The organism is Acidaminococcus hominis (genome assembly GCF_900291475.1).
In the GTDB taxonomy this organism is placed as follows: domain Bacteria; phylum Bacillota; class Negativicutes; order Acidaminococcales; family Acidaminococcaceae; genus Acidaminococcus; species Acidaminococcus hominis.
The window spans coordinates 37,430-50,836 of record NZ_OLMM01000003.1 but is presented as its reverse complement, the minus strand read 5'-3'; the positions used below and the strand labels follow the sequence as shown (position 1 = coordinate 50,836).

Below are 13,407 nucleotides of genomic sequence, written 5' to 3'. Positions count from 1 at the left end.
GCTTTTCCCGGCTTCGTTTCCCTTGTTTTTAAAACTAAACTGAGAAAGGGCTGTGGACGGTGTTACTGGAAGAACTAAAACCGGAAATCAATGGTTTGAAAGACAAATTGCAGGAAATGAACGGGGCCCTGAAAATCCCCCAAAAGGAAGAACGGATTCAGGACCTGGAGCACCAGATGGCGGCTCCGGGGTTCTGGGACGATGCGGATAAGGCCCAAAAGGTGGCCCAGGAAGCCAACAATCTGAAAAGTGATGTGGATACCTTCCATTCCCTGGAAACGAAGATTGAGGATATTGAAACCCTGTGGGAAATGGCTGTGGAAGAAAACGACGACAGTCTCCAGGAAGAAATTGAGGGCGAGCTGGAAAAGGGCAAGAAGACTCTGGCGGACCTGGAACTGGGGCTGCTGCTCAGCGACCAGTACGACAGCAACAATGCCATTTTGACCCTACACGCCGGGGCCGGCGGCACCGAGGCCCAGGACTGGACCAGCATGCTCATGCGGATGTTTACCCGCTATGCAGAGCGCAAGGGCTTTGCGGTGGAAATGCTGGACGTGCTCCCCGGGGAAGAAGCGGGCATCAAGAGTGCTACGCTGTCCATTAACGGGCACAATGCCTACGGGTATCTGAAAAGCGAAAAGGGTGTGCACCGGCTGGTGCGGATTTCTCCCTTTGACGCCAACGCCCGGCGGCACACGTCTTTCTCTGCGGTGGACGTGATGCCGGAAATCGACAACACGGTGGAAGTGAATATCAACATGGACGATGTGCGGGTGGACTACTACCGGGCCAGCGGCGCCGGCGGCCAGCACGTCAACAAGACGTCTTCGGCAGTGCGGATGACCCACATTCCTACGGGGATTGTGGTGCAGTGCCAGAACGAACGTTCCCAGCTGCAAAACAAGGAACGCTGCCTGGCTCTCTTGCGGGCCAAGCTGTTTGAATACGAAAAGGCCATTCAGGACAAGAAAATCAGCGATTTGGCCGGGGATTACCAGGCCATCGAATGGGGCAGCCAGATTCGTTCCTACGTGTTCCAGCCCTATACCATGGTAAAGGATCACCGGACCGGTGCGGAAACCGGGAATGTGCAGGCCGTGATGGACGGCGACCTGGACCTGTTTGTGGAAAGTTATCTGCGCAGCCTGAAGCATTAATGGGACTGGCTTAGGGAGAGTAACCGTATATGAAGAACTATAAAAAATTATTCGCGGCACTGGTGGGTCTGGGACTGGTTTGTTCCCTGAACCTGAACTGGCAGCGCATCCAGGTGGAAAAAGCCAACAAGCAGATTGAAACCGTGATGGAATACAACAGCCTGGTGCGGATTGCCCAGGAAGAAGGGGTTCCCAAGGAAACGGTGTTCAAGGAATTCAAGGACCGGGAGGTTACCACCCTGGCGGTGTTTGATACCAATCTGGATAAATTGTCCCAAAGCGGGGCAGTGAATGTAGTGACCGGTGCCCAGCTGCTGAGCCAGAGAAAACTGGGGGCGCTGAGCCCTGCCTGGCAGGCCATTACGGACAATCCTGATTTTGTAACTGATGCAGTCTATCTGTCCGAGGGGCAGTCTCCCCGGGCCCTGAACGAGGCGGTGGAGGATATCCGGCTGCGCTTTGGGGCGGACCGGATTGTGGAGCTTAGTGCGGCGCCCCGGATCCTGCGGTTTACCGGGGATACGGTGGTGAGCAAGAACCCCATTGCCGGGGACCAGCGGGGAATCCGGGAAATGGACCTGGGGCCCTCCACGGACGAACTCCAAGATGTAACGAAAAATGGCTTTATGGTAGCCATTCGCCCTACCAACTACAGCGAGCGGTACACGGCGGGGGCTGCCTCCGCCCCGGAACAGATCGAGGCGCTGTTTAACCGGTTGGATAACAGCGGGGCTACGGTGTCCCTGATGATTGGCAGCGGCAAGCAGATGCTGGGCAACAAGGAACAGCTGCCGCTGGTGGCCAAGGACCTGGATGCACGGCATATTACTCTGGGCATGGTGGAAGGGGTCACCCAATTGCAGTTTGTGAACCTGGAAGGGCTGACCAAGCTGGCGGACCTGACTCATTACCAGGTGGCCAGGACCTACGTGATTGCCGATGCGGAACAGCGGAAGATGCAGGTGTTTGATGCGTTCCGGCGCTGGTCCCTGTCCGACGAGGAACGGAATATCCGGGTGAACTACATCAAGACGTTCCTGACGCCCCGGGACAACAAGACCCTGCTCCAGACCAATCTGGACTATGTGGAAGCAGTGAACAAAGACGTGGCCAGCAAGGGCTTTACCTCTGGCCGGGCTGACATTTACCAGGTGTACCAGCCGTCCAAGCTGTGGTACATTCCGCTGGCTTTCTCTCTGGCAGCTGCCTGGTGTCTGTATTTCCTGCTGCTGGACGTGCTGCCGGAAAAACATTACACCAAAGCGGTGGTGGGCCTGGGGGCTGTGATTTCGGCCTCGGTATTTGGACCTACGCTGCTGGCCCGGCAGGGCATTGCCTTTGGGGCAGCGGTGATTTTCCCGGTGCTGTCCATGGCCCGGATGCTGGAAATCTGGAAGCGCCGGGGGCAGGAGGGCTCCTTTGGGGCCCTGGCCGGCCGGACGGTGGTGGATTTGTTTGTAACTATGGTGTTATCCCTGATTGGCGCCAGCCTTCTTGGCGGGGTGCTCAGCGATACCCGGTTCCTTTTGGAAATGGATATCTACCGGGGGGTCAAGGCCACCTTTATGCTGCCGGTGTGCCTGGTGTTCCTTCTGTTCATGAAGAACCACGGGTTCTGGAACAAAGGGGAAAACTGGCGTAAGCCGGTGGCCAGACTGGAAGGGTTCCTGAAGCGGCCGCTGAATCTCAACGCCTTTTTGGTGCTGGGAATCTTCGCTTTTGTGGCCTGGGTATTTATCGGCCGCAGCGGCCATACGGCCGGGGTGCCGGTGCCTGCCATTGAGCAGAAGCTGCGCTACTTCCTGGAGGAGACCATGTGGGCCCGTCCCCGGGAAAAGGAATTTATGATTGGCCATCCGGCCTTCTTCCTGGCGGCCTGGGCTGCCTGGAAAAAGCTGCCCACCTGGTTCTACGGGCTGTGTGCCGTGGGCGCGGTGATTGGCCAGGGGTCTTTGGTACAGACCTTCTGCCATATGCGTTCTCCCATTCTCATGTCCTATGTGCGGGCCTTGGATGGGTATGCGGTAGGGGTGGTGCTGGGGCTCATTGCCCTGGTACTGTTTGCCTGGGCTTATCCTCATGTGCAGCGCCTTTTGGCAAGGAGGGACACTCTTGGGTAAGATTCTGATTTCCGGCTACTACGGGTTTTCCAACGCCGGGGACGAAGCCATGCTGACGGCCATTATTACGGCTCTCAGAAAAAAGGACCCCAGTGTAGAAATTACCGTGATATCCGGTCATCCTGAAGCCACCAGCAAGCTGCACCAGGTAAAGGCGGTGCACCGGTTTGCGCCCCTGGGAATCCTGAAGGCCATGCTGCACACGGACCTTTTGCTTTCGGGCGGGGGAAGCCTGCTGCAGAACGTGACCAGTCATATCAGTCTGTTGTATTATCTCAGCATTATTGCCCTGGCCCGGCTTTTGGGCCGGAGGGTGATGCTGTTTGCCCAGGGCATTGGGCCCATTCGGGGCGGTGTGTGCCGGCTGCTCACCCGGCTGATTTGCAGCCGGGCGGACCTGATTACGGTCCGGGACGACGGTTCTCTGGAGGATTTAAATGCCATGGGGATTCCCGCCAGCCGGGTGCTGGTTACCTCGGATGCGGTGTTTTCCCTGCCGCCGGGACGAAAGGAAGAAGGAAAGCGGCTCCTGGCCAAACTGGGGGTGGACCTGAACCGGCCGGTGGTGGGCTTTGCCCTGCGCCACTGGAAGGGGGAGGCACGGTTTAGCCGGGAGTTTGCCGGTGCGGCCGATGCCCTGAAGTGGGAGTTTGGGGCCCAGATTCTCTTTATTCCGCTACAATTTCCGGCGGACGCGGAGCTGTCCCAGGCGGTGGCAGCGGCTATGGAAAACCAGCAGGATGTGTATATGCTGGACCAGAAGTGCTCCACCCAGGAGTACCAGGACCTTATCAGCGGGCTGCATCTGCTGATTGGCATGCGGCTCCACGCCCTGGTGTTTGCGGCCATTAACGATGTGCCGCTGATGGCGGTTTCCTACGATCCCAAGGTGGACCGGTTTGTGGCCGGGATGAAGGGCAACGTGGTGAATACCATTGACAAGATTACCGCTGGGGAAATCCTCTCCATGGCCCGGGAGCTGTGGCAGCAGGATGGCCGGCAGGGCCGGGAACAGATCCAGGCCCTGCGCCAGGAAGCGGAAAAGAATATTGAAAGAGCGGTGGAACTGAGCCGACAATAATTGAAGGAGGCGGGAATCGTGCTGGTAATGAAGCATGCCGGTAAGGTATATCCAGGGGGAGCGGTGGCTCTTTCGGATATCAACGTGCATATTAAGCCGGGGGAATTTGTTTTTCTGGTAGGGCCCAGCGGGGCGGGGAAATCCACTTTTGTGCGGCTGATTTCCCGGGAAATCGAACCTACTTCCGGCCAGATTCTGGTAGATGGCGTGGATGTGATGAAGCTGCGGCGCAGTGAGATTCCTTTTCTCAGACGGCAGCTGGGCATCGTATTCCAGGATTACCGCCTGCTGAACGATCGGACGGCTTACGAAAATATTGCCTTTGCCATGCAGGTCATTGAAACGCCTGCCCATAAAATCAAGAACCGGGTCAACGAGGTGCTGGAACTGGTGGGACTGAAGGGCCGGGGGAAGAATTACCCCGGTGAGATGTCCGGCGGGGAACAGCAGCGGGTGGCCATTGCCAGGGCCATTGTCAACGATCCTTTGCTGGTGATTGCCGATGAGCCTACGGGCAACCTGGACCCGGAAACCAGTATGGAAATCATGAACATTTTCTCCCAGATCAACCATAATGGAACCACCATTATCATGGCAACCCATGACAAGACCATGGTGGACTACATGCAAAAACGCGTCATTGCCATTGAAAATGGGCAGATCGTGCGGGATGATCTCAAAGGAGTTTACGGTTATGAACTTTAGTACAATCTGGTATTATCTGAAAGAAACCTTTACCTCCCTGAAGCGCAATTCTCTCATGAGCATTGCGTCCATCTCCACGGTGGCGCTGTCCATTCTGGTGCTGGGGATGTTTCTTACCATGGTGCTGAATGTGAACAATCTGGCGAAGCATCTGGAAAATCAGGTGCAGGTAACGGTGTATATGGCTGATTCGGCCACGGCTGATCAGTTAAAAAATATGGATGCCGCCTTGCGGGGCACCGAGGGCATTGTGAAGGTGACCCCGGTGACCAAGGCCCAGGCTCTGAAGAATTTCAAGGAGCGGCTGGGGGAGCAGCAGAAGCTGCTGGACGCCCTGGGGGAAGACAACCCGTTCCCGTATTCCTTTGAAATCCAGGTGGACCGGCCGGAACGGATTGGGCAGCTGGTACCCGTCATCGAAAAGATGCCCGGGGTGGAAACTGCCAAGTTCGGCCAGGAAGTGGTGGAACATATTTTTCAGCTGACCAGGATTCTTCGGGTGGGGGGCGTTGCGCTCATCCTGATGCTGGCCATTGCCACGCTGTTTATTATTTCCAATACCATCCGCATTACGGTATTTGCCCGGCGGCGGGAAGTGAATATTATGAAGTACGTGGGTGCCACGGACTGGTTTATCCGCTGGCCTTTCCTTTTGGAAGGGATGATTATCGGGTTTGTGGGGGCAGCCATTGCCGCCGCAGCCCTGTTCCAACTGTATAATGCGGCCCAGCAGAAAATCTACGCCACCCTGTCCTTCTTTCCTATGCTGCCCAGCTGGCCGTATATGTACTATCTGTGCGGCGGGCTGATTGTGGTGGGCACCCTGATTGGGGCCTGCGGCAGCAGCATTTCCCTGCGCAAGTTCCTGGACGTATAAGGGGGGCGGGCGCATGAAGAAAGGGAAAACGGGAGCAGCGCTCCTGGCGGCACTCCTTGTTTCGCTGCAGCTTTCGGCAGCGGTGACCCAGGCGGAATCCATTGAGGACAAGAAAGCGGAGCTGCAGGACGTGCAGCAGCAGATGGAAGAAAAGGACGCCCAGCGGGAAAACAAGAAGGCGGAAATCAAATCTGCGGTGGACCGGCTGATTGCTGCCCAGAACGAGCTGGCAGCGGCCAAACGGGAACTGGCGGAGGTGGAGGGCCGGCAGCGTGACCTGGAAATCCAGATCCGGCAGAACGAGGCGGCGCTCTACGCCAAGCAGCAGGATTACGACAGGACCCGGGAAATCTACAAAAAGCGTCTGCGGGATATTTATGAAAACGGTCAGGTGAATTACCTGGATGTGCTGCTGGGGTCCACGGATTTCCGGGATTTTGCGTCCCGGATGTTCCTGCTCCAGCGGGTAATCCACCGGGACTTTGCCCTGATTGCCCGGCTGGAAACCCAGAAGGAAGCCTTGCAGGCCCAGCAGGCTACCCTGGAGGCCAACAAGCGGGACCTGGACGCCACCCACGCCCAGGTAGCGGCCAAGCAGCAGCTGGTGCAGCAGAAGACGGCGGAACGGCAGGCCCTGTACGAACAGGCCCTGGCGGAAAAAGCCCAACTGGATGCGGAGTACGAGGAACTCCAGCGCAGCAGTGCCCAGATTACGGACATGATCAAGCGCATGGAGGAGCAGGGACGGATTACGGCGGCCCAGCACGGCTCCGGACGGCTGAGCTGGCCCATCTACGGGGAGATTACGTCACCTTTTGGCTGGCGGGTACACCCCATTTGGGGAACCCAGATTTTCCACGCGGGGATTGATATTGCCTGCGACTACGGCGACCCGATTCGGGCGGCCGATGGCGGCGTGGTAATCTACGCCGGCTGGATGGGCGGCTACGGCAATGCGGTTATGATTGACCATGGGGGCGGCCTGGTGACGCTGTACGGGCACAATACTTCGCTGAATGTCAGCGAAGGGGAGTCCGTCAGCAAGGGTCAGGTGATTGCCCAGGCCGGCAGTACCGGTGATTCCACCGGTCCCCACTGCCATTTTGAGGTCCGGGTCCACGGCGAGGTAACCCAGCCTTTGGATTATCTGCCGTAAAGGAGAAGAGAATCTATGTTTAAGAAAAAATACAGCGCTGCGGCCCTCCTGGGAACGTTTTTCCTGTCTTTGGGGGTGTTCTGCGGCGGGTCCTATTATCTGCTGAAAAACTGGGTGGGGGATCCGGAGGCTCTGGGTGAGATTGTCCGGACCATGCATCTGATTCAGCAGCATTATGTAGGGGAAGCGGACCGGAAGAAGATTTATGATGGCGCCCTGAACGGGATGGTGAAGCAGCTGGGGGACCCGTACTCCACCTATTTGGACAACCAGGATTTTGCTGCCCTGAATACCATGACCGAAGGCCATTTTGGCGGGGTGGGCATGGTGATGGGCATGAAGGATGACCATACCTTTGTGGTGGTATCGCCCATTGAGGATACACCGGCCTACAAGGCGGGAATCAAGTCCGGGGACGTGCTGCTGCAGATTGACGGCAAGGAACTGGCGGGGGAAAGCCTCAGCGATGTGGTAAAGCAGATCCGGGGCCAGGACGGCACCCAGGTGCAGCTGCTGCTCCAGCGGGGGGAAGAAGAACCTCAGACCTACACCATTACCCGGGGGGATATTAAAATCAAGAGTGTCTACGGGAAAATGGAAGACGGCAATATCGGCTATATCCGGATTACCAACTTCAGTGAGGATACCGGGAAGGATTTCCAGGCGGAGCTGAAGAAGCTGGAGGACCAGGGAATGAAAGCTCTGGTGCTGGACCTGCGGGACAACCCGGGGGGACTGCTCAGCAGCGGGGTGGCCGTGGCCCAGTGCCTGGTGCCCAAGGGTCCCATTGTGTCGGTAACGGACAAGCAGGGCAAGACCATGACGGAATCGTCCACTTTGGACAAATTCCCGTATCCTCTGGCGGTGCTGGTGAACAAGGGAACGGCGTCGGCGGCAGAGATTGTGGCCGGGGCCATCCAGGACACCCATGCGGGCCAGCTGTTTGGGGAGAAGACCTACGGCAAGGGCGTGGTGCAGAACGTGTTCCTGCTGTCCCCGGACACGGCGGTAAAGCTGACGGTAGCCAAGTACTATACCCCCAGCGGCCGGAGCATCGACAAGGTGGGGATTACGCCGGACGTGGCGGTGGCTGCGGAGGACGAGTACGGCACCAATCAGGTGCAGGCGGCGGAAGCGTATTTAAAAGAGCAGCTGCAATAACACAGGTCAGGAGAGTGTACGATGGATATTTTCAATCAACTGAGCAGTCATTTTCAGGGATGGAACGCATATCTGACTACCGACGCCGGGAGGCTGGCGGCCTGGCCCTATGTGTGGACCGGGTTAAAAATCCTGCTGGCTTTGGTGATTCTGCTTTTGGTGCTGTACCAATACCGGGCCCGGCAGGTACGGCGGCAGCGGGGCATCAAGTACCGGCTTTCCAAGCTGATTTCCCATTTGTGCGATACCTACGAGCAGATGGAGGACATCGACTGGAAAAACCAGATTTGCTATACCTATGTGATTCACGATGGAAAGCTGAATGTGCAGGAAAAGCCGTTCCAGAACGTAACGGAACTGGCCGGGGAACTCCATCCGGAGGACGCCCGGAAGTACACGGAAGATTTCCTGCGGTCGGCGGTGGAAAAGGCCATGAAGACCTGCGGCCAGGTGGAATTTACTGCCCGGGAAAAGCAGAAGGACGGCTCCTATCGGTGGATGTCCTATTTGCTCCAGGGCATCAAGAAGGATAAGACCCATCGCCGGAGCTGCCTGCTCCTAAAGCATGGGGTGGACGATATGCACAGCCAGGAAATGGAGCGGCGGGCCCAGCTCACCAGCGCCATGGACCAGGCCCGGGAACTGGCGGAGGCCAAGAGCAAGTTTATGGCCCACATCAGCAAGGATACCCGGGAAGCGCTGCACTCCATTATGGGGTATCTGACCCTGGCGGAGGACGAAGCCAGCCAGGAAACCCGGAAGGAATATGTACGGGAAAGCCAGGAGCAGGTCCGGTACCTTTTGGGGGTGCTGAACGATGTTATCGACCTGTCTGCCATGGAAAATGGCACCTTGCAGACCCATTACGAAGCCTTTGACGTACAGAAGCTGCTGGATTCGTTGAACCAGGTGTTCCAGGACGAGGCGGCCAAGCGGCAGCTTGATTTTTCCATGCAGGTGGAGGCTTTGCAGTATCCTCGGCTCTTGGGGGATCAGAACCGGCTGGAACAGGTGCTGTTAAATGTGCTGAACAACGCTATGCTGTTTACGGAAGCCCAGCACAAGGTGACCTGCCAGATTCGGGAAAAGGCCATCAAGCACAAACGGGTGTGCCTGGAAGCGGTGGTCCAGTGCGAGGGCATGGAAGTGCCGGAGAATATGCTGGATAAGGTGTTCCTGCCCTTTGAGCTGTCCAGCCAGGTGGACGGGAATACGGTCCACGGCGGTCTGGGGCTGGCGGTGACCCACAACCTGGTGCACGTACTGGGCGGGGTGATCAAGGCCGACCAGGCGGAAGGCAAGGGGATGCGGTTTACCATTGAGCTGCCCTTTGGCTACGAAAAGCATGCGGCCAAGCTGACGGCGGAGGAGGTTCATCTCCAGGGCAAGCACCTCCTGGTGGCAGAAGACAGCGATTTGAACGCCCAGGTGCTGGAGAAGATTACGGCACCTTTGGGGATGCTGCTGGACCGGGTGACCAACGGCAAGGAAGCCTGCGACAAGTTTGCCCAGGCTGCGCCCCATACCTATGACGCCATTTTGCTGGATCTGGATATGCCGGTTATGAACGGCAATGAGGCGGCCAAGGTGATTCGGGCTATGGACCGAGAGGACGCCAAGACGGTGCCCATTATCGCCATGACGGAGAACCTGATTTCGGAGGATGTGGCCCAGGCGCTGAAGAATGGAATGAACGGGCAGTTGGTGAAGCCGCTGGAGAAGGAGCAGCTGCTGCAGGTTCTGCTGAGTTTTTTGTAAGGGTAAGAATAACGATAGAATAACGATAGGAAAAGGCATACTGCTGATGCGGGAGCGTCAGCAGTATGCCTTTTTGGTGCGGGCAATGGACCTGATGTGTGCTGATGCCGGGTATCCCCTCTCCTGCATCCCCTTTCAATCACACTGCGGCCGGTGGAAAGGGGATGCTTTCCTCTCCCCTAAAGGGTAGAGGTTTTGGCGGGACGTGCGGTCCATGGGGTGTTGGTGATGGCCAATTTTAAACTTTCTTCGTCATCCACGCTGTGGATGCCACCTCTTTAGTGGTTCGCCGTGCTCCAATCAGCAGCGTCCTTGCGGATTTGCTTCTTGGACGGCTATCACATGGGTCACGTGTACCAAACAGCTTCTAGAATACCTGTGACGCTGTTTGGACGTGACCGCAACGCTTGAAAGAGGCGTTCTAAGCCACTAGTGGTCGTGTGCTAAATGGGGAGGCTAGTGCATAAATGCAGGTAGTGGCCCTTTGGGATGTTGGTGCGGTCAGCGTACATTGCAGGCGATGGTGCGGGGTATCCTCGAGCGGTTCGCGGCTACCCACTCAGTTACGCCCTTCAGGCTTACTTCGCGGGCCGCTATCACAGGGGTCGTATATTCCATTTCTCTACGGCCAGAGGCCTTGAGAAATGGATACGACTCCCTTAGTCAGCCTGCGGTGACAGCTCTCCTAGCGGTTCGCGGCTCGCTGCGCAGCTGCGTCCTACGGACTTGCTTTGCAGGCCGCTATCGCATGGGCCTTATTAACCAAACATCCTTTGGAAAACTGTGGGGATGTTTGGATGCGGCCGTAAGCGGTTCGCCGTATTCCGTTCCCCGTCACCCTGAGGGTTCGGCTCACGGACGGCTATCGCATGGGCCTTATTGACCAAACAGCCCCTTGCAGAATTTGTTGGGCTGTTTGGATGCGGCCGCATAGTGGTTCGCTGCTAGCCAGGCGGCGTCGCCCTGCGGGCTTGCCTTCTGGGCAGCTATCACAGGGGTCGTATATTCCACCTTTCTGCGGCTGATGCCTTGAACGGTGGATACGACTCCCAAAGGCGAGAGCTATGGGCGCTCTTTGGGCTGGCCCTACGGGCCTATTGGATTGAACTTCATCCGTCATCCACGTTGTGGATGACACCTTCTACAGTGGTTCGCTGCTAGCCAGGCGGCGTTGCCCTACGGGCTTGCCTTCTGAGCAGCTATCACATGGGTCACGTATTCCAAATATCTTTTGGATAACTTGTAAAGATATTTGGACGTGACCGCAACGTTTGCAGAAGGCTTTCTTAGACCACTACTGGTCGTGTGCTAAAAGGGGCTAGTGCGGAAATTTAGGTAGTTGCCCCATCCTGCAATGCCGGCGGCATTGCTTCCTTCCCCGCTTGGGACTGCTGTTGTGCGGGGAAGGCATGCGGCCGGGGGCCGCTAATATTTGGACAAATCGTTGGGTGGTTGGTGCGGTCAGCGAACATTGCAGGCAATGTTTTCCGGGTATCCTCGCTCAGTCAGCCACTGCGTGGCTGACTGCTCCCCCCTAAAGTGAGGAGCCTTTAAAGGTTGGTGCGGTCAAGGGGGTGTTGGTGTGGCCTACTGTTTTTCTTTTTTATTTCAATAATTTTTCTTGAAATGGGTCAGGGGCGTGGTGTATCTGTTATAATAAAATGTAATGGGCATTTTGGCCATTTTGGTGTTGTTGGCTGGGATGTTTCTTCCTGTAAAAAAATTGCAGGATATGTGCTAACAATAAAGGTAGGGGAGTGGGTTCCATGATTATATATTTTTCTGGTACGGGGAATTCGTATGCGGTGGCACGGGAGCTGGGAGCGCTGACCCAGGATCAGGTGATTCCTCTGGATAAGAAGAACTGGGAGGCGATTGGGCTGCTGCTGCAATCGGCCAAGTCGGTGGGGCTTGTGTTCCCGGTGTATTTTGGGGATGTGCCCAAGCCGGTGCTGAAGTTCTTAAAGAAGGCAACCTTATCGCCTCAGGCGTACTACTATGCGGCGGCTACCTGCGGGAGTACCCAGGGGAGTGCGCTTTACCGGGTGCAGGAGCTTTTGGGGGCCAAGGGCTGCAAGTTGTCCTACGGCCGGGTGGTGCCCATGATTGCCAATTCTACGTCCACCTGGAAGGTGGGGGTGACCTACGACTACAGCAAGCTGGAGAAGGCCAAGCAGCTGGTGGAGGCTATGGGGCAGGATATTCTGGCCCGGAAGGTGGACCTGTCCCAGGTGAAGAAGTCCCTGGCGGGGACGCTTATGGCCATTCCGCTGGTGCGGAAGCTGGGGAAGAAGCGGTTTGCCATTTCGGCCCGGCCCAAGGACTGTGTGGGCTGCGGGCTGTGCGTACGGCTGTGTCCTATGGGTAATTTGTCCCTGAAGGACGGGAAGGTGAAGGTCCACGACCACTGTGCCTACTGTATGGCCTGTGTCCAGTTCTGCCCCCACGGGGGGATTGCGGTCCACGGGCATGTGATTGCCAAGGCTGACCAATACCATCATCCTGAGGTGCAGGCCCAGGAATTGTTCCATCGCTAAGGGGGAGAGAAAAGATGCTGCATATCGGTTGTCATTTGTCTTCTTCCAAGGGCTTTTTGGCCATGGGCAAAACGGCGCTGTCTATTCAGGCGGATACTTTTGCGTTCTTTACCCGGAATCCTCGGGGGAGCAAGGCCAAGGAGGTGGACCCCAAGGATGTCCAGGCGTTTCGGGAGCTGTGGCAGGGCAAGGCGGTGCCTCTGGTGGCCCATGCGCCCTACACGCTGAATCCCTGTTCCACCAAGGAGGACGTGCGGACTTTTGCCCGGGAAACCATTGCGGACGATTTGGTGCGGATGGAACTGGTGCCCTACCAATATTACAATATGCATCCGGGAAACCATTTGGGGCAGGGGCCGGAAGTGGGCATTCAGCTCATTGCGGACTGCCTGAATCAGGTGCTGCAAAAGGGGCAGACCACCACGCTGCTTTTGGAAATTATGGCGGGAAAGGGCACGGAAGTGGGAAAGACCTTCCAGGAAATTGCTGCCATTTTGGATAAGCTGAAGCTCCAGGAGCAGGTAGGGGTCTGCCTGGATACCTGTCACGTGTGGGACGGGGGCTACGATGTGGTGAACCATTTGGATGAGGTGCTGACGGAATTTGACCAGGTCATTGGGCTGGGACGGCTGAAGGCCATTCATTTAAACGACAGCAAGAATCCCCTGGGGGCCCATAAGGACCGGCACGAGAAGCTGGGCCAGGGCTACCTGGGACTGGAGGCTCTGGGGCGGATTGTGCGCCACCCGGCGCTGACCCAGCTGCCTTTTATCCTGGAAACTCCCAATGAGCTGGAAGGCTACGCCGGGGAGATTGCTCTGATGCGGCAGGCCGCTGAGGAGGGAAGGTAGG

Annotated in this window: 10 protein-coding genes; all 10 read left to right on the top strand. The window is 57.0% G+C overall.

Annotated elements, in window-relative coordinates; translation table 11 throughout:
• The first annotated feature begins 59 nt into the window (after positions 1 to 59).
• The 10 genes from prfB (at position 60) to C7E10_RS02420 (ending at position 13,406) form a co-directional block, all read left to right on the top strand.
• Entirely contained in the window at positions 60 to 1,160 is a 1,101-nt protein-coding gene (prfB, locus tag C7E10_RS02465) for a peptide chain release factor 2 (protein ID WP_105325807.1), read from the top strand.
• A gap of 29 nt (positions 1,161 to 1,189) precedes the next feature.
• On the top strand, positions 1,190 to 3,280 hold the full coding sequence (locus tag C7E10_RS02460) for a DUF5693 family protein (protein ID WP_105325806.1): 2,091 nt from the start codon (positions 1,190 to 1,192) through the stop codon (positions 3,278 to 3,280).
• Positions 3,273 to 4,361, top strand: coding sequence for a polysaccharide pyruvyl transferase CsaB (gene csaB, locus C7E10_RS02455; RefSeq protein WP_105325805.1), 1,089 nt, complete (start codon positions 3,273 to 3,275; stop codon positions 4,359 to 4,361). Before C7E10_RS02460 ends, csaB begins: the two co-directional genes overlap by 8 nt.
• A gap of 18 nt (positions 4,362 to 4,379) precedes the next feature.
• Positions 4,380 to 5,066 (top strand): cell division ATP-binding protein FtsE, encoded by a 687-nt coding sequence (gene ftsE, locus C7E10_RS02450; RefSeq protein WP_105325804.1) that lies wholly within the window; start codon positions 4,380 to 4,382, stop codon positions 5,064 to 5,066.
• The gene (ftsX, locus tag C7E10_RS02445) at positions 5,056 to 5,943 is read left to right on the top strand and encodes a permease-like cell division protein FtsX (RefSeq protein WP_105325803.1); all 888 of its coding nucleotides are present in this window, start codon (positions 5,056 to 5,058) and stop codon (positions 5,941 to 5,943) included. The genes ftsE and ftsX overlap by 11 nt, the downstream gene beginning before the upstream one ends.
• Before the next feature lie 13 nt (positions 5,944 to 5,956).
• A complete protein-coding gene (locus C7E10_RS02440; protein WP_105325802.1) occupies positions 5,957 to 7,099 on the top strand; it encodes a murein hydrolase activator EnvC family protein in 1,143 nt (380 codons plus the stop codon).
• Positions 7,100 to 7,114: 15 nt separating this feature from the next.
• On the top strand, positions 7,115 to 8,260 hold the full coding sequence (locus C7E10_RS02435) for a S41 family peptidase (RefSeq protein WP_105325801.1): 1,146 nt from the start codon (positions 7,115 to 7,117) through the stop codon (positions 8,258 to 8,260).
• 21 nt (positions 8,261 to 8,281) lie between these two features.
• Complete coding sequence (locus tag C7E10_RS02430) at positions 8,282 to 10,018, top strand: hybrid sensor histidine kinase/response regulator (protein ID WP_105325800.1); 1,737 nt, start codon at positions 8,282 to 8,284, stop codon at positions 10,016 to 10,018.
• 1,766 nt (positions 10,019 to 11,784) lie between these two features.
• Positions 11,785 to 12,555, top strand: coding sequence for an EFR1 family ferrodoxin (locus C7E10_RS02425; RefSeq protein ID WP_105325799.1), 771 nt, complete (start codon positions 11,785 to 11,787; stop codon positions 12,553 to 12,555).
• A 14-nt stretch (positions 12,556 to 12,569) separates the two neighbouring features.
• Complete coding sequence (locus C7E10_RS02420; RefSeq protein WP_105325798.1) at positions 12,570 to 13,406, top strand: deoxyribonuclease IV; 837 nt, start codon at positions 12,570 to 12,572, stop codon at positions 13,404 to 13,406.
• The last annotated feature ends 1 nt before the right edge of the window (position 13,407 follow it).

Excerpts from the sequence above, each read along its gene's own strand:
- ftsX (WP_105325803.1), top strand. The coding sequence starts at position 5,056 with ATGAACTTTAGTACAATCTGGTATTATCTGAAAGAAACCTTTACCTCC.
- C7E10_RS02440 (WP_105325802.1), top strand. The coding sequence starts at position 5,957 with ATGAAGAAAGGGAAAACGGGAGCAGCGCTCCTGGCGGCACTCCTTGTT.
- C7E10_RS02430 (WP_105325800.1), top strand. The coding sequence starts at position 8,282 with ATGGATATTTTCAATCAACTGAGCAGTCATTTTCAGGGATGGAACGCA.
- C7E10_RS02460 (WP_105325806.1), top strand. The coding sequence starts at position 1,190 with ATGAAGAACTATAAAAAATTATTCGCGGCACTGGTGGGTCTGGGACTG.
- C7E10_RS02420 (WP_105325798.1), top strand. The coding sequence starts at position 12,570 with ATGCTGCATATCGGTTGTCATTTGTCTTCTTCCAAGGGCTTTTTGGCC.
- C7E10_RS02435 (WP_105325801.1), top strand. The coding sequence starts at position 7,115 with ATGTTTAAGAAAAAATACAGCGCTGCGGCCCTCCTGGGAACGTTTTTC.
- C7E10_RS02425 (WP_105325799.1), top strand. The coding sequence starts at position 11,785 with ATGATTATATATTTTTCTGGTACGGGGAATTCGTATGCGGTGGCACGG.